The sequence below is a fragment of the Spirosoma sp. SC4-14 genome, assembly GCF_037201965.1.
GTDB lineage: Bacteria > Bacteroidota > Bacteroidia > Cytophagales > Spirosomataceae > Spirosoma.
The window spans coordinates 223861-247220 of sequence record NZ_CP147519.1; the positions used below are offsets into that span (position 1 = coordinate 223861).

Annotated in this window: 20 protein-coding genes; 13 read left to right on the forward strand and 7 right to left on the reverse strand. The window is 48.8% G+C overall.

The window, feature by feature from the left end:
- The first annotated feature begins 141 nt into the window (after positions 1–141).
- Entirely contained in the window at positions 142–2244 is a 2103-nt protein-coding gene (locus WBJ53_RS33020; protein WP_338877309.1) for a YWFCY domain-containing protein, read from the forward strand.
- A gap of 74 nt (positions 2245–2318) precedes the next feature.
- Here WBJ53_RS33020 and WBJ53_RS33025 read toward each other — a convergent pair whose 3' ends face one another.
- Positions 2319–2720, reverse strand: a complete 402-nt coding sequence (locus WBJ53_RS33025) for a M23 family metallopeptidase (protein WP_338877310.1) — start codon at positions 2718–2720, stop codon at positions 2319–2321.
- Positions 2721–3306: 586 nt separating this feature from the next.
- Between WBJ53_RS33025 and WBJ53_RS33030 the strand changes: the two genes are divergently transcribed.
- A complete protein-coding gene (locus tag WBJ53_RS33030; RefSeq protein WP_338877311.1) occupies positions 3307–4695 on the forward strand; it encodes a DUF3945 domain-containing protein in 1389 nt (462 codons plus the stop codon).
- A gap of 4 nt (positions 4696–4699) precedes the next feature.
- Here the strand turns inward: WBJ53_RS33030 and WBJ53_RS33035 are convergent, their stop codons facing one another.
- On the reverse strand, positions 4700–5188 hold the full coding sequence (locus tag WBJ53_RS33035) for a hypothetical protein (RefSeq protein WP_338877312.1): 489 nt from the start codon (positions 5186–5188) through the stop codon (positions 4700–4702).
- 28 nt (positions 5189–5216) lie between these two features.
- Between WBJ53_RS33035 and WBJ53_RS33040 the strand changes: the two genes are divergently transcribed.
- Positions 5217–6857, forward strand: coding sequence for a toprim domain-containing protein (locus WBJ53_RS33040; protein WP_338877313.1), 1641 nt, complete (start codon positions 5217–5219; stop codon positions 6855–6857).
- 69 nt (positions 6858–6926) lie between these two features.
- Here the strand turns inward: WBJ53_RS33040 and WBJ53_RS33045 are convergent, their stop codons facing one another.
- Positions 6927–8153, reverse strand: coding sequence for a Tn3 family transposase (locus WBJ53_RS33045; RefSeq protein WP_338877531.1), 1227 nt, complete (start codon positions 8151–8153; stop codon positions 6927–6929).
- A 176-nt stretch (positions 8154–8329) separates the two neighbouring features.
- Here WBJ53_RS33045 and WBJ53_RS33050 point away from each other — a divergent pair.
- A protein-coding gene (locus WBJ53_RS33050) for an IS3 family transposase (RefSeq protein WP_338877532.1) occupies positions 8330–9638 on the forward strand; the annotation gives its coding sequence in 2 pieces (ribosomal slippage) (positions 8330–8634 and positions 8633–9638; 1311 coding nt in all).
- A 587-nt stretch (positions 9639–10225) separates the two neighbouring features.
- Positions 10226–10387: a hypothetical protein gene (locus WBJ53_RS33055; protein ID WP_338877314.1), complete on the forward strand. Its 162-nt coding sequence runs from the start codon at positions 10226–10228 to the stop codon at positions 10385–10387.
- A 44-nt stretch (positions 10388–10431) separates the two neighbouring features.
- Here the strand turns inward: WBJ53_RS33055 and nrfD are convergent, their stop codons facing one another.
- On the reverse strand, positions 10432–11895 hold the full coding sequence (gene nrfD / locus WBJ53_RS33060) for an NrfD/PsrC family molybdoenzyme membrane anchor subunit (RefSeq protein WP_338877315.1): 1464 nt from the start codon (positions 11893–11895) through the stop codon (positions 10432–10434).
- A 175-nt stretch (positions 11896–12070) separates the two neighbouring features.
- Between nrfD and WBJ53_RS33065 the strand changes: the two genes are divergently transcribed.
- Together WBJ53_RS33065 and WBJ53_RS33070 are read left to right on the forward strand one after the other, a co-directional pair.
- Positions 12071–12763: a response regulator transcription factor gene (locus WBJ53_RS33065; protein ID WP_338877316.1), complete on the forward strand. Its 693-nt coding sequence runs from the start codon at positions 12071–12073 to the stop codon at positions 12761–12763.
- Between the two features lie 7 nt (positions 12764–12770).
- Complete coding sequence (locus tag WBJ53_RS33070) at positions 12771–14237, forward strand: HAMP domain-containing sensor histidine kinase (protein ID WP_338877317.1); 1467 nt, start codon at positions 12771–12773, stop codon at positions 14235–14237.
- 385 nt (positions 14238–14622) lie between these two features.
- Here the strand turns inward: WBJ53_RS33070 and WBJ53_RS33075 are convergent, their stop codons facing one another.
- Together WBJ53_RS33075 and WBJ53_RS33080 are read right to left on the reverse strand one after the other, a co-directional pair.
- Positions 14623–15474: a hypothetical protein gene (locus WBJ53_RS33075; protein ID WP_338877318.1), complete on the reverse strand. Its 852-nt coding sequence runs from the start codon at positions 15472–15474 to the stop codon at positions 14623–14625.
- A gap of 135 nt (positions 15475–15609) precedes the next feature.
- Positions 15610–17433 (reverse strand): chloride channel protein, encoded by a 1824-nt coding sequence (locus tag WBJ53_RS33080; protein WP_338877319.1) that lies wholly within the window; start codon positions 17431–17433, stop codon positions 15610–15612.
- A gap of 147 nt (positions 17434–17580) precedes the next feature.
- On the opposite strand from WBJ53_RS33080, the gene WBJ53_RS33085 reads away from it, so the two are divergent.
- From WBJ53_RS33085 to WBJ53_RS33105, 5 genes are all read left to right on the forward strand, one after another.
- Positions 17581–18231 (forward strand): HPP family protein, encoded by a 651-nt coding sequence (locus tag WBJ53_RS33085; protein ID WP_293683669.1) that lies wholly within the window; start codon positions 17581–17583, stop codon positions 18229–18231.
- Entirely contained in the window at positions 18228–18920 is a 693-nt protein-coding gene (locus WBJ53_RS33090; RefSeq protein WP_293683668.1) for a Crp/Fnr family transcriptional regulator, read from the forward strand. The genes WBJ53_RS33085 and WBJ53_RS33090 overlap by 4 nt, the downstream gene beginning before the upstream one ends.
- Before the next feature lie 33 nt (positions 18921–18953).
- Positions 18954–19829 (forward strand): AraC family transcriptional regulator, encoded by an 876-nt coding sequence (locus WBJ53_RS33095; protein WP_293683667.1) that lies wholly within the window; start codon positions 18954–18956, stop codon positions 19827–19829.
- Between the two features lie 152 nt (positions 19830–19981).
- Positions 19982–21847, forward strand: coding sequence for a cbb3-type cytochrome c oxidase subunit I (locus tag WBJ53_RS33100; RefSeq protein ID WP_338877320.1), 1866 nt, complete (start codon positions 19982–19984; stop codon positions 21845–21847).
- Positions 21848–21875: 28 nt separating this feature from the next.
- Positions 21876–22523, forward strand: a complete 648-nt coding sequence (locus tag WBJ53_RS33105) for a hypothetical protein (RefSeq protein ID WP_293870443.1) — start codon at positions 21876–21878, stop codon at positions 22521–22523.
- Between the two features lie 4 nt (positions 22524–22527).
- On the opposite strand, the gene WBJ53_RS33110 is transcribed toward WBJ53_RS33105, so the two are convergent.
- Positions 22528–22812 carry a hypothetical protein gene (locus tag WBJ53_RS33110; protein ID WP_338877321.1) on the reverse strand — a complete coding sequence of 95 codons (285 nt, stop codon included), beginning with the start codon at positions 22810–22812 and terminating at the stop codon, positions 22528–22530.
- A 147-nt stretch (positions 22813–22959) separates the two neighbouring features.
- Here WBJ53_RS33110 and uraH point away from each other — a divergent pair, with 147 nt between their 5' ends.
- Positions 22960–23277: a hydroxyisourate hydrolase gene (gene uraH / locus WBJ53_RS33115; protein ID WP_338877533.1), complete on the forward strand. Its 318-nt coding sequence runs from the start codon at positions 22960–22962 to the stop codon at positions 23275–23277.
- Positions 23278–23360: the final 83 nt, after the last annotated feature.

Sequence of the window (23360 nt, forward strand, 5' to 3'; positions counted from 1 at the left end):
AATCCAGGGACGAATCCATTTTTTTTGAGGACAAACGTGACTTTTGGACACTTTTAATGTTATTGATAATCATAAACAGTTTACTTGTGCTGTTGGATATAGTTTCGGAAGCAATTAGGTTAGGAGTATAATTCACTCCTGATGAGCACACAAAACGAACAGCAACAATACGACTTCGTGTTACGAGCCGTGTTAACAACCAGCTTTGTTATTCTGGTGGTGCATGCTTATTACTTCTGTTATGATAGTTTGGAAGTAAGAGGATTTACCTGGACTTACGTGGACAATTTTCTGGTGAAAATGAACCGAAGATTTCATGTTTTCGATTCAACTCTGCACTCTAAACTGATTTGCTTATTTCTCCTATTAGCCTATGGCTGGGCCAATAAACCTAAAAAAGACCTGACCACGACTTGGGCGCAGGTATGGGCAAATGGCATCCCCGGATTACTACTATTCTTATGTAATTTCTTTTTATTAAGAATGGCCACTGTAAGGATGGATACCCGGAATACACTTTACATGGCCACAACCGTCGCTGGTTTTATTCTGCTGCTTAGTGCAGTTAGCCTGGCTAAACGAGTGCTCGGCTTCAACCTACGGGACGACCCTTACAATGAAGAAAATGAACAGTTCCTCCATCAGGAAGAGAAGCTGGAGAATAAAGACTCGGTCAATATACCAATTAACTACGTATATCAGAAGAAAAATCGGCAGGGGTGGGTTAACATCATTAACCCCTACCGAGCCACAATGATCGTCGGCACACCCGGTTCCGGGAAGTCGTTTGCCGTATTAAATAATTTTATTCGGCAGCACATCGAGAAGGGTTTTTCGATGATGGTCTATGACATCAAATACCCGACTTTAACCAGGATTGCTTACACCTACTACCTGAACAATAAAGATAAGTATCCAGAATTAAACAAAAATAGGGATACTGGCGAAAAAGGAGTGGTTCCCCTCTTTTGTAATGTCAACTTTGACAAGCCGCGCGAATCACTGCGTATCAACCCTCTTTTGCCGACCAAGATGACTGATATTCAGGATGCACTGGAAGCCGCCAAAATTATTATGTATAACATTAACCGGAGTTGGATTGGAAAAGAAGGAGATTTCTTTGCAGACTCTGCGGTGAACTTCCTGACATCTGTTATCTGGTTTTTAAAAAAATACGATGATCGTAAACTCGAAGAAGCTCGGCAGCAAGGGGGCGATCATGACGGACGATTTCTGTGCACCCTACCGCACACGATTGAATTGATTGCCACGGTTAAGGAAAAGCTATTTCCCATCCTGCAATCAGAAGAAGACATCGAATTGTTGTTAAGCCCTTTTGCCTCTGCCTTGCTCAAAGGGGCCAACAATCAGTTGGAAGGTCAAATAGCGTCAGCGCTTATTGCCCTAAGCCGCGTGGCCAGTCCCGCTTTGTACTGGGTGATGACGGGCAATGACTTTAGTTTGGATATCAACAATCCTAAAGAACCGAAGATCCTTTGTCTCGGAAACAACCAGGAAAGAAAGGATACTCAGGGTATTGTCATTGGCCTCATCAATTCCCGTATGGTAAAATTGATTAATAAGGAGAGCCAGTTAAAGTGCTCTATCATCGTCGATGAGTTGCCGACAATCTACTTGATGGGCTTAGATAACCTCATTGCTACGGCCAGGAGCAATAAAATCTCAACTTGTTTAGGCATTCAGGATTATACCCAAATCAAAAAAATGTACGGGGATAAGGAAGCCGCAGCTATCTGGACGATCATCGGTAACATTTTCGCAGGCCAGGTACTGGGCGAAACGGCTAAGGATCTGTCGAGCCGGTTTGGAAAAATCCGCCAGCAGAGCCGGTCGGTCTCCATCAATGAACGCGATACCAATGTGAGTCTTTCCGAACGGATGGAACCCTTGATTCCAGAATCCAAAATATCTACTCTATCACAAGGGTCGTTTGTGGGGAGCGTGGCCGACAATTTCGATCAGAAAGTAAAACTTAAAACGTTTAACGGGGAATTAGTTGTCGAACCGCAAATGCTGGAGCAACTCAGGAATTTAAATGATATTCCAGTTCGACCCGAAATGGAAAACTATACGGACGAGCAAATGAATCAATTGGTAGCTGATAATTTTAAACAAGTAAAGCGGGAGATAAAAATGCTGGTTGAGTCCGAATTAGAACGGTTGAATAATGATCCCTCTTTGCAACATCTGGTCAGTCAGTATCAGGAAGCTGACGAGGGCTAACGCTTAAATATGGGGTTGAAGGAATGTGTAGGTTAACAGGAACGACCTGTGTTAAATCGGAACAAATTCTAAACCTACTTACGGGACGGGTTGGTCGTTGATTTAACCGATCTGGATAAGAGAAAGCAGTAGGGGAGGGGATCGACTACCTGCCCATTATATCGGACGCCATAGTGCAAATGCGGTCCGGTTGTTAAGCCCGACGCACCCACCCGGCCGATGACTTGACCACGGTTCACGAAATCGCCCGGCTTAACCCCCGTTGACAGGAGATGGCCGTATAGAGTTTGATGCCCACGACCATGTGTAAGGTAAATGGCCAGGCCTATGCCATCTGGTTGATTGACGATTTGGCGGCAGTATCCGTCGGCCGTGGCATACACCAGAGTTCCCATAGGGGCGGGTAGATCGATGCCAGTATGGGAAACCAAGCCACCCAAAACCGGGTGTTGCCGCAAGCCGAAGGCAGAACTCATTCGGGTTCGTACCAGACCCGTAGATTTATTGGCAATGACGAAAAAAGGTAAGATGGAAGGTATATCACGCAAACGGTTAAGTGAACGTTCTCGGACGTTAAGCAATCTCCGTCCCGAAACCTCCTCTGCCCGCATAGCGGCAACGCGCAATGTGGCTAAACTGTCTACGTACCGTAAAAACTGTAAGCTATCCTTAACTGGATCGGTAGCCAAGGGCTGGGAAGAACCCTTGATTAAACTTGTTTGAGGGGTCTTATCCAAATATGTAATCGGAAATGAATGATTCTCTTTATGACGGACAGAATCGGTATCATTTGGTTGTGCATAAGCCGCTGAGGTAAGCTTAGCTGGCGACGTAAAAATCCCCTGAGCTCGACCTGTCTGACAAATCAATAGAATCGCTGAAATTGAGAGTAACAGTTTAGAGACGTGCATAAACAAAAATAATAAGATTAAGTCTTGCAGGCTATAGCTGTATGCACTGAAGATGTTATCAACAGCTTGTCGGTGCTTTTCGGAAAGCAAGCCTGGTGATCGGATCGAAAGTGGAGTAACGTAAAAAGGTAGACGCTAACCAACTAATTTTATGGCAAAACAGAAATTTCCAAAAAAGTCGCCCAGCTTAAAAATTACGCCTGTGGCGGAGGTTGCGCCCGAAGCGGAACAGCTCAAGGAACAGTTTTACGAACTATTACTGCCTGAGGAGTACGAAGAGCTTCGGCAGTATCTGGGCAACGACGGATTCTTGAGTAACGATGAAATAACCACAGCTCTGCGCGATGCCCGGTTAGAGAAGGATGAATTATCCGAAAAATTATCGGCTTTACAGTTGCCTAACAAAGACGAAACCTTACGTGAAAAGTTGACGGATTACTTGTGGGAGCTTCACCAAATCATTCAGGACCCGGCCTTAGAAAAAATTCGAGCGGATCGATATTACCAAGTTGAAACCGTGCAGCCCATTCCGGATGCTGAACGGACGACGGCCGAAGTCGACCAGGAAACCCGGCAGCGTAAAGCAGACAGAAGCCTTGAAATCGTCAATGGAGGGTTAATCGCTAATTTCCTTCACAACTTTAAAAAAGCCTATAAGCTCGAAGAACCCCCTCATATTGAAATGGGAAAAAAGACGCGCTATCAATGGCAGGACGTTGGAGCGTCCTTGGAAAAAATGGGCATTACGCGGGAAATTATGGTAGAAACTGGCAACCTGGACAGGTTATTAAAAGGTGAAAAAACAGGACTCATTGACTTCAAGTCGGAATACAATGGCCAGGAAACTTTGCTACGGGGTAAAATTTATTTAGTAAAACACGGAGAAGAAGTCATACCTTATTTTCAGACGGTCAAGCAAACCTTACAAGTGCCTGATCAAAAATGGGGATACAGTTTTAGTCAGGATGATAAAGAAACCCTAAAACAAAAAGGGGAGTTGGGTAAGCTGGTTGAATTGGAGGAGTTAAAGACGAAACAAAAATTTAAGGCGTACATCGGAGTCGATCAGGAGACCAATTCCTTAACGGCATGGCGGGCAGACCGGGTTTATATACCCATGCAGATTAAAGGCGTGACTTTGTCGAAAGAGCAGCAGGAAACTTTGCAACAGGGTGGGGCTATTCGCTTAACGGGCCTGACCAGTGAAAACGGTCAAAAATACGAAGCAGATATTCAACTTTCAGCGGGTAAGCGGAGTTTGAGTTTCACTCCGCCATCGGCGGTTATCAAGCAGACGTTAGATCAGAAAACAGCTAAGGATTTAGATCGCGCATCGAATGAGTTGCAAGGTACGTCTGTAGGCAACTCCACCACAAAAAATAAGTTGCCGGAGCAAAAACAGAAAAAAGCGGAAGCTAAGCAAAAAGGCATTGATCCCGAATTGTCCAAAGCGAATGGCCAAGCAGTTAAAAAGGAAGCCACTAAAAAACAGGGCAAAAAGGCTAAGGCTCAGAAAGATCAGAGCCATAGCCTTGCGTGAAGCTTTATTGCCGTGCCCAGGTTAGGGTTACTTCGTGCGGTTTATTGTCTTCGCTGTCGACTGGATCAATATGACGGTGCCAAACCATCGACATCGGATCAACCGTTACATTATAGTAATCACCGGATTCGTAAGGCGACAGGATGCTGAGGGTAGAGCCGGAAGCTTTCCAAATGCCATTTTCGGCAAAACCAAACAAGGTCAATGTGCGGGAATTACACTTGTCGGACGTTGTGCGCGAAATTTTACCAGCACTGGTCATATTCATACGGAAATTAGTAATGCATTCGTCTCCGATTTGCTGGCGGTAAGCGCCCAATAAATCCGTTACATTCGTACCCCAAACGCCGGTTTCAGCCGGATCTATAGTCAATGCCTGAAGTTTCCAGGTACCGGCTACTAAGGCAGGATCAAAGGCGGGGGTGAGGTCATCGCTACTTTTTTTACAACTCAATACGGAAAAAAGGGTAAAGAAAAGAATTAAACGTTTCATGGTAATTTGTCTATAATTGGATAAAAATATGCCTACCTACAGCCAACCCAGTTTTCAGGATTATCGGAATCAAATATCGATTATCGAATTAGCCTTACACGCTGGGTACGAATGGCAACCTAAAAAAGGAAAAACCTTGCCGGTATTATACCATCCTGGCTTCGACGACCATATCGTCGTTAAGAATCCAAATGATTCGGCAAATCAAGTTTATTTTAAGGCTGGTTCCTACTCGGATCGCGGTACTTTGATCAATTTTGTCTCGAATCGTTTAACAGCCTGTTTCAGTCAATTCAATAATCCTAACCGTACCCAGGCCCAGTGCATTAACGATGTGCTTAAGGATTACTTAGGTATCGTGCCCGAGCGAAAACAATCGGTCAAAAAGCTGGAGAACTTCATTCACCAAAGTTTCCGCGAAGTCGGCACCGAAAAAGAGTTTTCCCTGGAGCATTATAAACTTGGCCAACTGCCGGACAAAAACTATTTGACCCAAGAGCGGTACATTAACCCCGCACTCCTCAACTCCCCTCAGTTTTCTGGAACTGTGGCCGTTCAGCGCATTTATTTTGACGAGGGGAAACCTGTGTCGCTGGGCGCGACCGAAACCCCACCGAAGGAAAAGCACGTCGTAGAAAACATCGCATTCCCCTACATTCCTTCTGATGGGGAAGCCATTAATGGCCTTGAACTTCGCACGGCTACCTTCAAGTCGCACGCGCCGGGTTCGGAGCGCGGTCAGGGCGTTTGGATTTCCAACCCCAATGAAACGCCCACTGAACGAATTGTGGTCGGTGAAAGCGCTATTGACTTGCTATCCTACCGTCAACTTGAAATCAGTACAGGTTTGCATCCCCAGGCGGACAGTCGGTACGCATCCATTGGTGGAAGTTTATCTTTAGACCATCTGACTACGCTGGCAAAATTCATGAATTCGTCAACCCAACTTGTCTTTGGGTTCGACAACGATGATAAAGGAGCTCGTTACGCGCTGACGGCCCTCACGACACTGTCTAAAGATGGTTTAGCCTTAACACAAGCCAGTCAACAGGGATACGTAGCTTTACAGATTCCAAGTATAAGATTGCAGGATCAATTCTCGAAGTTAATTGCGGAGCACAGCTTGACCATGCAGACATACATGCCTCAGGCAAGCGGGGAATTAAGTCAGGATATACGTAAGAATATGTTTTTTTGGCGAAACGGCGCGACTATACCTACTCTCGAAATACCCATCAACACAGCCTTGTTGAACACGGTCAATAATCAACTCATTCAGCATGGCCAGTTTACCCGCTCCGTGTCCATAGCTCGCCCACGCGGAAAAGATTTTAACGAGGATTTGAAGGCAGAGCAGCTCCGTCAGGTCAAACGACCGCTTTTATTCATTAATCCGGTCAAAAATCAAATCGTCAACCGGTTCGCTACTGAAGAAGACGCTCGTCAATATATTGAGAAGGAATTGATAAAGAAGGGAAAATTGGAAGCAATGCCCATCGGCACCGAGCTGCGCATTTTGAAAACAAACCCGAATAAACTACACCCTGAGCAATTGGGACACATTCGGATAGCTCCAACTGGTATTGAAAAAAATTTCACCGACGCCTTTAAAGCTCAGGCCAACCGGCAGCGTCATGAACCAAAATTGACGAATGAGCAAAGCCCATGAATCAGCATGAAAGCATAAAACAGTGAATCATCGTATAAAGGGTAGTTTTGCCGTTTCGTACAAAAACCGTCACTTGGGCGTTCGTTCGCTAGAGCCAGGGCGTGTGAGCGGAAAATCGATCAACGCTTTCCAGTCAAAAACTACCGGCGGCATCGTTCCATCAGAAAAATCATACTCGCCAGCCAAATTGATGTGATGCCAGGTATGGGTGGACGACTTCAGGATCGTTTTTAAGAGTTCGTCTCGCTCGATCGGTTTGCACTGACGAAGCTTCTCCGACAGGTACAACAGATTGTAGAAATTGATTGCGTTCATAATCAGCATGCGGCAACCGCTGGCAATATCCCGCTCTTGCTGGGTTGGCCAGTCAAACGAACCATTGTTGCCCAGCGTGACGGCGAGGCTGAACTTGTTACTGTGTTCGACCTTGCTTAACATGCCTTCAATACTGGCTCGTAGCTGAACATCATCCACTACGCGCAGAATCAGATCTGTTTTGTAAAGCCGTCCCAAGTCACGTAAGGCTTTGTGGAGCGGATGTTGCCGGGCGTATGAGTTGAGCCGTTTTAGTAAGGTGGAAGGCCGCACATACCCCAGTTTTTGCGAACAAATGAAGCGGAGTACATCGTCCCAGTAGGCCACCAGATGCTCGTAATCAATGCGCCAGGAAGGAATGATTTTATACCCCTTGGCCTTGTAGAGACTCACCGCATCCAGACTGTAGAGTTGTTGCCGATGCGGCTGCACAAAACGCGGTCGGAAGTCAATGCCCAGCAGGCCCATCACAGCAAAGTTGATTTCCGAAAAGCCGTGCATATCCGTCGCATGCGCATCGGTTTGAATCACTTGATTATGTAACACTACATCCAGTACGTAGCCCGACTCACGCTCGGCCGCGTTGATAACAACCGTATAGATAAGCTGGCCAGCTTCGTCCAAGCCTGAGTATACGCAAACCCCTTCGCCATTGCCGAAATATTTGTAGGAGGCCGAAGCGCGCAAAGAAGGTACGGATACATCATACTTCTGGCCGTCGCTACCCGTCAAAATGAAGCCTTCTTTTCGGCGGAATAAATCCGTTAAGGGCAGGGCATTGCTGTGACTAACAATACAATCGTTTGCTTCCAGCACCATCTGGGGCGAAAAGTACTGAGTGGCTACTGTTTCCAGCGTATGAACCGAGATGTCTTTGGAGATTAGGGCCATTTTACGGATGCCGATGTTTTCCCCATAGCCAATAATGGCCGCCAGCAGTAAGCGAATGTCGGGCCGGGTGGGTTTCTGACCAAAACCCAGTGTACGTCGTCAAGTAAAAGTGGACAAATAGGGTGAAAAGGGGCAGAGACAATTCAGTAAATTGTTTCACCTAAATCACCTTAGTTATGTCCAATTCAGCCAAAAAATCTCCCCCTAGCCGCTCTAAAACGGCTCCATCAACTTCAGCATCCTCTGAGCGCAAACCAGCCCTATCCATTATTAAAGACATTCAGCGTCAAACTCGACGACAATACACCGCGGAAGAAAAAATCCGCATTGTCTTGGAAGGCCTACAGGGTGAGCAGTCGGTAGCCGAAATCTGCCGACGAGAAGGCCTCAACACCAATATCTATTATCGGTGGAGCAAAGAGTTTTTGGAAGCAGGCAAAAAACGCCTTGCCGGTGATACCACTCGGGAAGCCACCGCCCCCGAAGTGCAATCCATCAAGTCCGAGAATGGTGCTCTCAAACAGTTGGTAGCCGAACTGAGCTTGGAGAATCGGCTGTTAAAAAAAAGCCTCAAAGCAGACGATTAATCCCTATCACCATATGACTCAGTCCGAAAAGATGGAGATTATAACTCTAGTTGAACAGTCCCCGCTTAGCGTGAAAGCTACTTTGCGCGAATTGGGCATCCATCGGTCAACCTTCTACGAATGGTATAAACGCTATTTAAGCAATGGCTTTGATGGGTTGGCTGATCAGCCTTATCGACGTACCAGTGCTTGGAATCAACTTCCTTCCGTTGAGAAAAGCCGGATTGTTGAACTAGCGTTCGAGCGCCCTGACCTCTCGTGCCGGGAATTAGCCTGTCATATCGTTGATAATGAGGGCTGGTTTGTCTCGGAGTCTACAGTCTACCGTATCCTGAAAAGTCAGGGCTTGATCACGACACCCGCTTATCGGTTGATGGAAGCTGCTGACCACTTTTACAATCCAACTACGGCTCCCAATCAACTCTGGCAGACTGACTTTACGTATTTCAAGATCAAGCACTGGGGCTGGTATTATCTCTCGACCGTACTCGATGATTACTCTCGCTATATACTGGCTTGGGAGTTGTGTCCGGGTATGCAAGCGGTCGATGTGGAGCGAACGGTGCAAGCCGCTCTGCGAGCCAGCAGCCTAACTACTGGCCAGCGGCCTCGTATTCTGTCGGACAATGGTTCAGCGTACGTGTCTCGGTATCTGAAGGAGTATTTAAAAGGGGAAGGCATTGATCATGTTCGCAGCGCCCCGTTTCATCCCATGACCCAGGGTAAAATCGAACGCTATCACCGGTCGATGAAAAACGTGCTGCTCTTGGAGCACTATTACAGTCCTGATCAACTGAGTCAGCGCTTAACCGAGTGGGTGGAGTATTATAATCATCAGCGCTACCATGAATCACTAGACAATGTACGGCCAGTGGATGCTTATTGGGGCCACCAAGAGCAGATATTGGCCGAGCGGAAAAAAACTAAGCAACTAACTTTGTCCCAAAGGCGGAAAAGTCATATTTTTCAGCGTGTACAAAGCAGTTAAAACCGTCTCTTCTCTTTTCACCCGCATCTGTCCACTTTTGGCTGACGACGTACAGATTATGGAGGTACTACGGCGCTTACAACTCTAATACCTATCCTTAAAATCAATTGGAGGTTTTCCTGAACGATTTCCAGCGTGACCCGTCCTGAAATCATCCGATTGTGCAAGCACCATTGAATATCAAGGACGAATCAATAAATGGCAGGTATCGTTACTATTGTGCTGGCTTACTAATTGTCAAATTTAATCCGCTCCTTATGACATTAAATAACTTCAGTCATTTAATGTGGTCAGACGAATGAAATTTACAGAATAGGAAATTTTAGACTCATCGCCATTGTGTGGGTACGTGAACCTTGTGTTCGCGGCCGTAACTCAATTCGCGGGGTCAGTACTTAGCCTGCTCAGCAACGGGTACTGTAAACAACTCATCGACTGTCGAACAAAATAAGGTTTGCCACCGTTTGAAGTACTTTGAAGTACGCTGACTCCAAGAAGGGCGTCAGGTTTTTCTCGACGTGCTATTAAATTATATTCAAAGCGGGCCAAGCAAGGTTGAATAGCAGCTGCGCCCCCAGGTCCACAATTTGCAGAAAGTGGGTGGCCACCCTCACCCGCGCTACCAGCATACCGATCGTCCCTGTATCTTCATCGAAGAAGACCTGATCGTAAAAGGCATCGATCAGCCGGTCAAGATCGGCGCGGTTGGTGATATTAGCTATGAAAAAAATGTGTATTTCCTGGAATAACTAAACTGGTATGTGGTATGGTCTAACGCCGTTCCTTTGTGTAGTTACTTCGGTGAAGAGGACGCAGCCGTGGTTGGCGAGTCAAGGGCCTGTTCCTGTTGCGAACGTCCGGAAACGGGGCGGGGCACTTTCTCCGAGGACGATTTCAGAACAGCTTTCACTTCGGCCATATTGACAACCGGCAGAAACTTAGCAAACAGTAAAAACAGGGTAAAAAATAGCCCCATCGTGAACAGAAAGTCGCTGATGTCGAACAGGGTAGGGTGAAACATGGCCCAGCTGGAAGGCAGGTAGTCGCGGTGGAGCGAGGTAACAATAATTACGAATCGCTCGAACCACATACCGATGTTAACCACCACCGCCAGCACAAACGACCAGATGACACTCCGCCGAATTGTACGGGACCAAAACAACTGGGGCGTAATGACATTGCAGGTCATCATCGTGGCGTAGGCCCACCAGTAGGGGCCAGTGGCCCGGTTAAGGAACGCGAACCGTTCAAACTCATTGACCGAATACCAGGCAATGAACAATTCAGTTAAATAAGCTACCCCTACGATGGAGCCGGTAAGCACAATGATTTGGTTCATCGAATCGATGTGCTCTACGGTGATGTAATCTTCCAGTCGAAAGACCACCCGCGTGACCAGCATCAGGTTTTGTACCATCGCGAAGCCCGAAAAAATGGCCCCGGCCACGAAGTAAGGCGGAAAGATGGTGGTATGCCAGCCGGGAATGAGTGAGGTAGCAAAGTCCATACTGACAATTGAATGCACAGACAGCACCAGGGGGGTAGCAACCCCGGCTAAAATCAGGCTCATATATTCGTAACGAGCCCACGTTTTAGCCGAGCCGTTCCAGCCCAGCGCCAGCGCACCATAGATGTAGCGCGAGATGCGATTACGTGCCCGGTCACGGATGGTCGCCAGGTCTGGTACCAGCCCCATGTACCAGAATACCAGGGAGACCGTGAAATAGGTACTGATGGCAAATACGTCCCAGACTAAGGGCGATTTAAAATTGACCCAGAGCGACCCCAACGTGTTAGGAAGCGGTAAGGCCCAATAAGCCAGCCAGGGCCGCCCCATATGCAGCATAATGAACATGGCGGCACAGATGACAGCAAAGATGGTCATCGCTTCAGCGGACCTGTTTACGGATGTACGCCATTTTTGGCGAAACAGCAGCAGCACAGCCGAAATTAAGGTACCGGCGTGTCCGATGCCCACCCACCAGACAAAATTGGTGATGTCCCAGGCCCAGCCAATAGTTTTATTGAGCCCCCATACGCCCAGGCCCTGCCACCAGGTCCAAAATACACAGGCCGTACCATATACTAAAACCGTGAGCGCTAGACCAAACCCGATTTTCCATTCCCGGGTGGGCCAGGCTTCGACCTGACGGCAAATGTCTTCAGTAACATCGGCATACGTTTTGCCTCCCGTCACCAAGGGCGCTCTGACTGATGCGGTAACAGAACCATGCCGGGTAGGAGATTGCGTTTCCATAATGGTGGTTGAGTAGAGGGTAAAATTTGGTATAGTCCCCCTTTATTAGGGGCACCGCAATGATACGTAGCTAGCTTGTTTTACAGATGAAGGCATCTAATAGGATGCATTAAATAATTCTAAAGCCGTGTATTTGGCTATGTAGGATTTGTTGCCAGACAGGTTGTAGATCGATATGCGTATTCTAATTGTTGAGGATGAGATTAAACTGGCACTTTCGCTCAGGCGTGGTCTGGAAGAATGTGGCTTTACGGCTTCGGTGGCGCTAGATGGAACCGCTGCCCAACGGGTGCTGGCGTTGGGCGACGTGACGCTGATGCTGCTCGACATTGGCCTGCCGGATGTGGATGGGCTCACCCTGTGCCGACAGATGCGGAGCCACTACCCCCAGGTTCCCGTTATTATACTGACGGCCCTGGGGTCGTTAGACGATAAGCTGGCCGGCTTCGACGTGGGAGCCTCTGACTATATCGTTAAACCGTTTGAGTTCGGGGAGTTGCTGGCCCGAATTCGGGTGTGGCAAAAGCGTGCTGCATTATCGGGAGGAGACGAGACCCCCAACCTGCTAACCATCGCCGATCTGGTATTGAATGTCGCCGAAAGGCGGGTAAGCCGGGCAGGCCAACTGATTAACCTAGCCCCTCGGGAACTGGCATTGCTAGCCTATTTTTTACGTCATCCGGGTGTGATCATCAGTCGGCAACAAATCGCCGAGCACGTCTGGGACATCCCCGTTGACTCCGGCACCAACCTCATTGATGTGTATATCAATTCGCTGCGTAAAAAAATCGACCGCGATTTCCCCACTAAGTTGATCCATACGCGGAAAGGCATCGGGTATATGCTCAACGTAAGCCAGGAGGCTTGATGCGTCAATGGAAATTCGAACTCGCCTTGCGCTCACGTTTATCGCCTTTGTGCTGCCGGTGTTTCTCCTGCTACTCGGTACCTTTTATGTTTATTTCGACCAGTCTAAACACGACGATTTTCTGATCAAACTCCGCAACCGGGGTATCACGATGGCGCAGCTCCTGATGAAGAAACGCGTCATTCAGGAGCCGCTGCTTCGTCAGATCGATGAAAACACACACACCGCTTATTCGGATCGGCGGGTTGTCATATTTGACAATAAAAACCGACTAATGTACGATAGTGGCGAAATAGACAACCGGACCGAAACCCACTCACCCATCTCCATTAACGCCCATTTGCTGAGCCAGATTGGTCCAGGACGGGAAGTACGCCTGGCCAATGGCCGACGAAGTGGCCTGGGTCTGCTGGTAGAGCAACCAGGGCAGCGGCTCAAGGTAATTAGCTACGCCATTGATGATTATGGCGTGCGTACGATGAATGAGGCCTTGGCTGTTATGGGGTTTACCTTCGGCGTAACGGTGTTGCTAATGGTCGGACTAAGCCGCTTATTTGCCAGCCGAGCGGTCAGCCCCATTGTCGACATGATTCAGCAGATCAATCAGATCACACCTTCGAACGTAGACACCCGCTTGACCACGTCGAGTCATACCGATGAACTGGCGCAACTGGCGCGAACCTTCAATCAGATGCTCGACCGGTTATCCGCCTTTGAATTACAGCGTAGCTTTATTGCTAATGCGTCACATGAATTACGGACTCCCTTGTCGGTACTGACCAACCAAATCGAGGTGGCGCTAATGAAGCCCCGCCCAGCCGCCGAATACGAACAGCTATTGACCTCGCTGCGGGAGGATATCAGCCAGCTCAATACCCTTTCGAATGGGTTACTTGAGCTGGCGCAATTAGAAAATCGGCAAGTGAACGAAGGTGGAGCAGTCGTGGCCCTTGATGACGTATTATACGAAGCCGTAGGGCTGATGATCCGGAAGCAGCCCACTTACCGCATCACGCTGGGCGCATCCACCGCACCAGCGGACCGGCCGGGCGAATCCACGCTGGGCGAATCCACGCCGGGTGTCACATCGGATGAGGCCTTACCCGACGTGACGTTGAATGGGGACCCGTCGTTGTTGAAATCGGCCTTTATCAACTTGATCGATAATGGGTGTAAATTCTCGGCCAGTCATCATGTCCAGCTCACGGTCGTCGTCTGTGATACATCAGTTGAGGTAGTCGTTTCGGATCAGGGCATGGGGATTGCCGCAGACGAACTGGATTATATCTTTCAGCCCTTTTATCGGGCCACGAACGCCCGCGCCATCAAAGGCAGCGGTATCGGCCTTTCGATGACCCGTCGGATCATCCAACTCCACGGTGGCTCTCTGACGGTCAACTCGCAACTGGGGCGAGGAACGGCTTGTACGGTGTCTTTACCTCATCGACAACCCTCGGATAATAAGATTACGTAGCGTGGTGTCGAAGGCGGCAGCGATAGCTGGTTACGATCGGAACGATTTTTAGGATACCCCCCGCTACAAGGCCTACGTTGTTCTATTTTCGATCTTTTCAAACCTATCGGTTCCCCATTGGTACAAAACAAGAAGAACAATCTAAAAGAGGTTAAGCCCTACGTTGCCTATACCCGTTTAGTAAACATTATTAAGCTAGTCTGTATCGTTGTTAAGCGTACGGATCTAATGGAGCCAGATTCAGACTTGCCGACCTAGTCAGTTAATTTGATTTTTCGCTAGTAGTTATGCCCTCACCTGAACCTGACCGGCCTTTACTCGGCTACTAAGTTACGCATGATCTAGTCTAGTATCCAGTTAAAGGGAGCAGGTAGAATAGGGTAGCCTACACTAGATACACGAATAGGCCTGATAGTATCAAGAGTCCGTCCAGATAGGCATAATACCAATAATCAGATATCCAATTCGGAATAGACTGAACGCTTCCAGCTAATAGCAACATGGGCGTACCTATACCCATTATAGATCGAAATGTCATTCCAAGTAGATACAGCATCACCAGTGACACCGTGAAGCAGCCCGCCAGACCATAAAACATATAAAGTGCCCGCTGGTGGGTCATCATCGACACGAGAGTCAGCCATCTCGAATGCCTATCGTCATCTCGATCCCGGTAATCGAACCAAAAGCATAGACAATAAATGAATATAAATCTGTTTAGCGCCCACAGGCTCATCGTAGCTGTCCAGGCAGCAGTAGCCACAAAAAGTGGTAACACCGCCGTCACGTAGGTCCAGACAAAAGCCAGGTAGGCTGTTTTGAGAATAGCAATCTGGCGCAGATATCGAAACGGGCGCTGGTCAATTTTAGGTGCCGTATAGAGAAAGGTAGCTACGATAAGAGGCATTAAATAGCATAGATAGGGTATCAATTGACTCAACAAAGCCAGCAAGAGCACGGAGGAACCAATAAATATCCCTAGTAGGGTAGGCTTATGACGCCTATTCCATTGGTTGCGCTCACGCTGATTTACCGCTGTGGGCGTCAGATACCAGTGCAGGGCATAGCTGCTTAAGGTCCCTAGGAAAATAAAGAGCAGGAAACGAGCAGGAAGTTTGAGGTGAAACAAACGGGCCGTCATCCAACACATCACCACCGCACCTAGGGCTATACAAGTATTACTGAACAGAAAAAACTGAAGAAAGGCAATAGAAAGTTTACGCGCTTGCTTGGGCATTATTTTTTGTTGACGATCAGTGAACATTAAACGGGCGTTTTCACCGCTTCTAGTTACGTTTAGAGGAGCGTATCGATACGTATTAATACCAGGAAACCAGTTTGATCATTCGGTTCCGCTCAACGGACCTGATTTTCAAGATGTCGGCTTCCCTTTCTTAGAATAGGCAAATCGTTTGCTTAGGGACTTTCTGACCGAAATATGTTTTTCTCGGTGCGTATATTCACGCAAACCCGTCTGATAGGCTGAAAACAAATTGGTGTAATCGAGAATACGAATAGTCGACTCGTCGGCCGACACAACCATCAGCATATCGACCTGTTTACGCGTCATTAGATCAATGGCGTCCTTCAACGAACTGGTAGGCGAAATAGACGGATACTGCTTAGCGGCCATCACGACATGCAGTGGAGCGGTTTGATCGGGGTAAGTGATGAGGGCTGACAAACTCACGATGCCACGGAAGTGGTGATCGGTATCCAGTACGACAAACCGCTGGCTTTTGGTGGCGGCTTGCCGAAGGTATTGATAGACCTCAGGCACGGTACTTGTATCGGCTAAGAAAACCTCACTCCGGGTAGCCACTTCCCCGACGGTCCATTGCTCCAACCAATCCGACTCGTACGATTCTGGGGTTTTAGTACCCCGGCGGGCAATCTTCTCGGTCATGATGGTATTTTCCATCAATAAAAATGAGATACTGTATGAACCGGCGCAAGCGGCCAGCAGGGGCAGCAGGCTGTTGGTCTGATGGGTTGTTTCTAAGGCAAAAACAATGGAGGTCAACACCGCCCGGCTGGCCCCGGCAAACAGGGCCGACATACCGACCAGAGCGGCCAGGGGCAGGTTGATCGCAAGGCCAGGAAACACTCCTTCAATGGCATGACCAGCCAGTGCTCCGATGGCTCCACCAATGGTCAATAGCGGAGCCAAGGTACCGCCGGATGTGCCGCTACCCAGGGAGATGGACCACGAGAGGAGTTTAAACAGACACAACGACAGAATAAGCGACAGGGGCATTGTCCCCGACAGAATATCGGTGATGTTCCGGTAGCCTACCCCCAGGGTTTTAGGAGCAACGTAACCAATAAGGCCCACTGCCAGTCCCCCCAGCGCGGGCCACCACATCCAGTGAAGGGGTAGTTTTTCAAAACCATCTTCAATAAAATACACCAGCCTGGTTATAACGACCGATAGTACGCCAATCAGCAGGCCAATTGCACTGTAGGCCAGCAAAGCGGCATTGCTGGCTTCGGGAATGGTTTCGGATAGGGCAAAAACCGGATCGGTGCCAAAAAGCAGATGGTGACCGGCGGCCCCCGTAATACAGGCCAGCGCAACGGGAATGATCGAGCGGGCCGAGAACTCGAACAATAGCAGCTCGATAGCCAGGAAAATAGCGGCTAAGGGTGTACCAAAAATAGTGGCCATCCCGGCCGTAGCCCCAGCAGCCAGCAACGTTTTTCGCTCGCTATCGCTGATGGTAAGAATCTGGCCGATGGTGGAGCCAAGGGCTCCACCCGTCGCAATGATGGGACCTTCAGCACCAAAAGGTCCCCCTGTTCCAATTGAGATGGCCGCTGAGATGGGTTTCAAAAAGGCGATAATGGGTTTAATCCGGCTTTTATTGACCAGAATCTGCTCCATGGCTTCCGGAATGCCGTGACCCCTGATGGCTTTGGAGCCATAAAAAGCCATCAGGCCCACTAGTATTCCGCCCACCGCTGGTAAGGCAATGACCCACAGGCCTAGTGTCGCATTGACCGGACTGCTCTCGGCCAATGACCACCGCCCAAAGAAAGAAAGGTTGGTCACTAAATTGATAAGGCCAACCAGTAGGCGGGCAATCAGCGCTACACCAGCCGCCAGCCCTACGGCCAGCATGGCTATATATAGAATGCGCTTTTTTGAGCTGGTTCGCTTCGGTTTTAGCGGTTCCTCATTAAGAAACTGTCTCAATGATGTAGAAATGGGGATGGGTTCCAGCCTGATAGGGTGGTGATGCATATGGGGAAACGAATAATATGATTTATATCATAGTTAATTCATTATTGTATAAAATGGTTTGCCGATATTTGTGATTTGAATAATACTATAAGTAAACCTATGCTGAAGCTGATAGCACGGAGGCAATACCGGATCGTTCGGTATGTGGTGTATCGTCAGACGCTGATCGAACCCGCCGATCACTTCTGGACATTCGTCGGGACCTTTACGGCCATTGCTTCGTTGGGGTTACTTAACCAGTCGCATCTAATTCAGCAGGACAGTGTGTTTCTGATTGGATCATTCGGAGCCTCCTGCGTGTTGATCTTTGGGGCCACTCAAAGTCCCTTGGCTCAGCCCAGAAACCTAGTTGGGGGGCATTTGCTGGCTTCGGTTATTGGGGTGAGTATCTACAAGCTGCTGCCCGACCAGCTATGGCTGGCAGCAGCACTGGCCGTTTCGCTGTCCATTGTGGGTATGCAAATCACCAGAACCATGCATCCACCGGCGGGTGCGACGGCTCTGATTGCCAACATTGGCTCCGATAAAATAAAAGCGCTGGGCTTTTACTACGTACTGACCCCCGTGTTGACGGGGGTATCGATTTTACTCGTTATGGCACTGATCGTTAATAATATCCCTTCGAACCGGTCTTACCCTAGCCAGCCGATCCGACTGACAAGACGCCTGGGCAGGTGGCATAAGCCCCTAAAATACTTGCGCCACCGGGCAGCTTCCCGAAAACGGGCACGCGCCCAAGTCATTCCATGAAAATTACTAAAACCTCCTGTGATTTAAGCAGTTGCCTACTCTGCAAAAACAGTGTGGCGGGCTGGCTTCCCCTGATCGATGCGAATCGACAGATGCTGTCCTTCAAAAAAAAAGAGGTGATTTTTTCGGAGGGGAGCCTGGTAGCAGGGGTCTATTTCGTCTATAAGGGCACCGTCAAAATCCACAAGGCATGGAGCCCCCAAAAAGAACTGATCCTGAGCTTCGCCCGGAAAGGTGACATGATTGGCTATCGGGCACTGGGCAACGACCAGATTCTGCCTATCACCGCCACCGCGTTAGACGACGTTACCCTATGCTTTGTCGCGTTACCTTTTTTTGAACTTTCCCTCCAGTCCAGTCATCCACTTACCTACGCGCTGATGAGGTTTTACGCCAATGCCTTGCAGGAAGCCGAAAAACGGATGCGTAATCTGGCCCTGATGGACGTAAAAGGCCGGGTGGCCGAAACGCTGCTAATGCTGCACCATAAATTTGGAGCGGACGAAATGGGGCAGATCGCGATGAACCTAACCCGTCAGGTGATGGCGGCCTACGCGGGCACGACCTACGAAACATTTTTTCGTATGCTCAACGAGCTAAAAGCCGAAGGGTTGATTCAGCAGACCGACGAGAGCCTGATTCTGCTGGATGCCGAGAAACTGGCGACCCTGACCCATACCGATCCCTAATCCCGGACGATGCCCGTCGGGCCACAATACGTTATGATGAAAAAACAGGCATTTCATACCTACCAGCTTCAGGAGTATCCCGATAATTCGACGGCGAAGGGTGGGTTTTACATGATCCGGCTCCGGGACCTCATCCGGCAAATCAAAACGATTGACCAGCCCCATGCGCATTCGTTTCACCTGCTGCTGTACCTATGGAAAGGGTCAGGTACGCACACAATTGATGGTCAGACGTACTGCGTTACACCCCCACAACTATACTTCCTGACGCCGGGTCAGGTTCACGGCTGGTCACTAACCGATGATACGGAAGGGTATCTACTTTTCTTCGAGGCAGCTTTTTTCCAGGCTCGCTACCCGAAACGGCTGTTTGATTATACCTTTTTTCGGGCCGACCGAACCACCTCCCTACTAACACTTTCGGCTGATGCCCGTAGGGTACCCACCCTTTTCGACTGGGCCTATCAGGCATTTATCCTTCCCCATACCCAGCACACGGAGGTATTTGCTTCGCTGCTTCATTTGCTGCTCGAACAGGTCAGCGATCTCTACGATCAGGCAAATCCCGCCTGTCAACTAAACAGGAGCAGCCTGGTGAATCGGTTTGTCGAATTGCTCGACACGCAGTTTATTCACCAGAAAACCTGCGCCAGCTACGCCGGGCAGTTAGGCATTAGCCCCAATTATCTCAACCACTGCTGCCGCCAACAGATGGGCAAAACCGCCAGTCAACTCATCTACGACCGCCTACTGGCAGAAATCGGCCGGCTGCTGCTCAATACCGATCTGCCCATTAAAGCAGTTAGTTACGCCGTTGGTTTTTCGGATTCGGCTTATTTCTCCCGGTTCGTTCACAAGCATACGGGGCAAACCCCGCAACAAATCAGGCAGCAAGCCAATAATCGTTGATTTGTCCTGATTGGGGCTGGCTTTGTCTATTGATGGCCCAGGGGGATACTGGTAATTTTGTTCCTATCCAACGCATAATAACGCGCCGACAGGTAAACGCACCGACAGGTACTGGTTGCCAGTGTCGCTGCCCGCCAATTTTCCCAATTGTCATGCATGAAACCGTGATTCCATTTCCCAGTACGCATCCCAACGAGCCGCAATCAGTCTGGTTCCGTTATGTGTTCAGTACCGACCACAAAGTGATTGCCAAACAGTATCTAATTACAGGGATTGTCTGGTCAATCATCGGGGTAGCCCTGTCGGTCATGTTCCGGCTTCAGCTGGGTTTTCCGGGCATGAAACTGAATTTTCTGCGCCCCGTACTAGGCACCTGGATTACTGAATCGGGTAAAATTGATCCTGATTTTTACCTGGCCTTAGTCACGATGCACGGCACGATCATGGTCTTTTTTGTGCTGACAGCAGGACTAAGTGGCACGTTTTCCAACTTCCTGATTCCCCTCCAGATTGGCGCCCGCGATATGGCATCGGGTTTTCTGAATATGCTTTCGTACTGGTTCTTTTTCGTTTCCAGCGTGATCATGTTTTCCTCGCTGTTTATCCAGACGGGCCCTGCTGCTGGGGGCTGGGTCGTTTATCCGCCCCTGAGTGCCCTGCCGCAGGCACACAAAGGCTCCGAACTGGGCATGACACTTTGGCTCATCAGCATGGCCCTGTTCATTGTTTCTCAGCTACTGGGTGGCATCAACTACATCACAACGGTTATCAATCTACGAACCCGTGGCATGTCGTTCAGTAAGCTGCCACTCACCATCTGGGGCTTTTTATTAACGGCGGTATTGGGCCTGATTTCATTCCCCGTACTGTTTGCGGCGGTACTGCTGCTGATTTTCGACCGGAGTTTTGGCACTAGTTTTTACCTGTCCGAAATTTATATCAAGGGAGAAGCGCTGCCCAACGTAGGGGGGAGCCCCATTTTATTTCAGCATTTGTTCTGGTTCCTGGGGCACCCGGAAGTGTACATCGTTATCCTGCCCGCCTTTGGTATTATTTCGGAAGTCATGGCCACGAACGCCCGTAAACCTATTTTTGGTTACCGGGCCATGATTGCCTCCCTGATGGGCATCGCTTTCCTGTCGTTTGTGGTTTGGGCGCACCACATGTTTGTATCGGGGATGAACCCCTTTCTGGGATCAGTTTTCATGTTTTTAACGCTGATTATTGCGGTTCCTTCGGCCGTTAAGTCCTTTAATTATATCACTACTTTATGGCGTGGCAATCTCCATTTTACCCCGGCTATGCTGTTTGCCATTGGGTTCGTTTCCGTATTTATTTCGGGCGGGCTAACGGGTATTATCATGGGGAGTTCGGCTCTGGACATCCAGTTGCACGACACCTACTTTATCGTGGCACACTTTCACTTGGTGATGGGAGCCGCGTCGGCGTTTGGCTTACTGGCTGGTATTTATCACTGGTTTCCGAAGATGTTCGGGCGTATGATGAACGAACGGCTGGGGTATATCCACTTCTGGCTGACCTTCATTGGGGTTTACCTAATCTTTTTCCCGATGCACTACCTGGGCATTGCCGGTTTCCCCCGTCGATATTATTCCTTTACCAGTTACGATTTCATGAAGTCTACCTTCGTTGACATGAATAGTTTCATTACCATAGCGGCTGTTGTGACGTTTACGGCTCAGTGGATTTTTGTCTGGAATTTCTTCTACAGTATGGTCAAAGGCCGCAAAGCCACGCAGAATCCTTGGCGGTCAACTACCCTGGAGTGGACCGCACCTATCCATCCGGGTCATGGCAACTGGCCGGGCGAGATTCCGGCGGTCTATCGCTGGTCGTACGATTACAGCAAGCCGGGAGCCAGAGAAGATTTTATTCCCCAGAACGTGCCCTATTCGCAAACGCCTGAATCCAACCTGCCCCACGAAAACGAGCAGATTGCTTTTGAAAAAGAAATCAATGCCCAAAACCTGAACGACCCGTTTAAGCAACCGACCTAATCTTGTCATTCGTAAACTTGTTTCGGTGATGAAACTCATTTCAGGCCCCACGTTGGTGACGATCCCTCTTGAGAACGTTAAGCTCTATGCCGACTGGTGGATCCCTCAGCAGGCCGATGGACTTATTATTTTTTCAAATGGGAGTAGTTGTAGCCGGTTTAATTTGTGCAACCGGTTGCTGATGCAGCAATTTCATGAGCAGGGACTAGGTACGCTGCTAGTGGATTTATTGACTATTGAAGAAGATGAGGACTACAGTAATCGGTCGAATGTTGACTTACTAGCCACCCGCCTGGTGCAGGTAACCGACTGGTGTCGACGTCACCTGGATTTGCAGGAATTACCAATTGGCTATTTAGGAAATAACACGGCAGCCAGTAGTGCGTTGAAAGCAGCTACTCAACACTCCAATTCAGTACGAACGGTTGTCTCACGCGGGAGTAGACCTGACCGGATTCTAAGCCATCTAGCTAATGTACCGGTCCCTGTTTTACTGGTGGTAAGCCGTTTGGAAGGGTCATTTATTCGTAAAAATCAAAACGCTTACGATGAAAAGTACCTTAACCGAAACGTAACCATTGTTCGATTGGATTCACCTGATATAGCAGAGCGAGCTAGTATTCCTGAACAGGCCAGGCTGATGATTAACTGGTTCCGTACCCATTTATATAGCTGAACATTTAGATGCCCAACTGCCGGACCACAATGCGCGTGTTGGCCAGTTCATCACTAACGGCTACTCCACAGGACAGGCTTCGTATACCGTCGATTTCGACGACGCAGGTGCCGCAACTACCCATGCCACTGCACAAGCCAAACCCGACCACTGGGAGATAAGCTGAAATAAGGCTCATCAGTGAGTGGTATTTATTTCTATGTGTCTGTACCGGCCATTCTTCGCCCCGGTAGACCAGTGTAAATATGATCGTGTTTTTTCCCTGATTCATCAATGTATAGACGGGCATTCGTGTTGCTGGTGAACCGGCTTCCTATTGGTCTAACAAACAACTAACCTAAAATGCTTGAAAACCCTGCTTATTACCGTGTCGATCAGCACAGTAGCCACTAGTTCTTTGTTGGGCCAAAAGGTAACCTATTAATTATCGAGCCATATCCTGGATGTCTCCAAAGGAATGCCCGCCAGTGGGGTTTCGATCAAGCTGGAAAAACGCAATGGCCAAACGAACGCCTGGTTGCTGGTCGACGAAAAAGAAATCAATACCAACGGGCGCATCGCCGATTCCTTGCTGGTCCATACCTCGAATCCCGGTACCTACCAGCTACCCTACCGGGTGGAACCTTACTTTAAAAATAAAGAGGAGAGCTTTTATCCGTTCATCGAGGTGGTGTTTCAGTTGACAGGTACCAGTCATTACCACGTACCCATTACCCTGTCGGCCTACGGCTACTCGACGTATCGGGGCAATTGACTTTTTTACTAAACAGCATAAAAGGCATTGGGCGATTCAAACACCTTCTCAAGCGGCCTTTGGTTGTCACATTATAAAAACAA

Coding starts and splice junctions, on each gene's coding strand:
- WBJ53_RS33020 (WP_338877309.1), top strand. CDS start 142: ATGAGCACACAAAACGAACAGCAACAATACGACTTCGTGTTACGAGCC.
- WBJ53_RS33025 (WP_338877310.1), bottom strand. CDS start 2,720: ATGAGTTCTGCCTTCGGCTTGCGGCAACACCCGGTTTTGGGTGGCTTG.
- WBJ53_RS33030 (WP_338877311.1), top strand. CDS start 3,307: ATGGCAAAACAGAAATTTCCAAAAAAGTCGCCCAGCTTAAAAATTACG.
- WBJ53_RS33035 (WP_338877312.1), bottom strand. CDS start 5,188: ATGAAACGTTTAATTCTTTTCTTTACCCTTTTTTCCGTATTGAGTTGT.
- WBJ53_RS33040 (WP_338877313.1), top strand. CDS start 5,217: ATGCCTACCTACAGCCAACCCAGTTTTCAGGATTATCGGAATCAAATA.
- nrfD (WP_338877315.1), bottom strand. CDS start 11,895: ATGGAAACGCAATCTCCTACCCGGCATGGTTCTGTTACCGCATCAGTC.
- WBJ53_RS33065 (WP_338877316.1), top strand. CDS start 12,071: ATGCGTATTCTAATTGTTGAGGATGAGATTAAACTGGCACTTTCGCTC.
- WBJ53_RS33070 (WP_338877317.1), top strand. CDS start 12,771: ATGGAAATTCGAACTCGCCTTGCGCTCACGTTTATCGCCTTTGTGCTG.
- WBJ53_RS33075 (WP_338877318.1), bottom strand. CDS start 15,474: ATGCCCAAGCAAGCGCGTAAACTTTCTATTGCCTTTCTTCAGTTTTTT.
- WBJ53_RS33085 (WP_293683669.1), top strand. CDS start 17,581: ATGCTGAAGCTGATAGCACGGAGGCAATACCGGATCGTTCGGTATGTG.
- WBJ53_RS33090 (WP_293683668.1), top strand. CDS start 18,228: ATGAAAATTACTAAAACCTCCTGTGATTTAAGCAGTTGCCTACTCTGC.
- WBJ53_RS33095 (WP_293683667.1), top strand. CDS start 18,954: ATGATGAAAAAACAGGCATTTCATACCTACCAGCTTCAGGAGTATCCC.
- WBJ53_RS33100 (WP_338877320.1), top strand. CDS start 19,982: ATGCATGAAACCGTGATTCCATTTCCCAGTACGCATCCCAACGAGCCG.
- WBJ53_RS33105 (WP_293870443.1), top strand. CDS start 21,876: ATGAAACTCATTTCAGGCCCCACGTTGGTGACGATCCCTCTTGAGAAC.
- WBJ53_RS33110 (WP_338877321.1), bottom strand. CDS start 22,812: ATGCCCGTCTATACATTGATGAATCAGGGAAAAAACACGATCATATTT.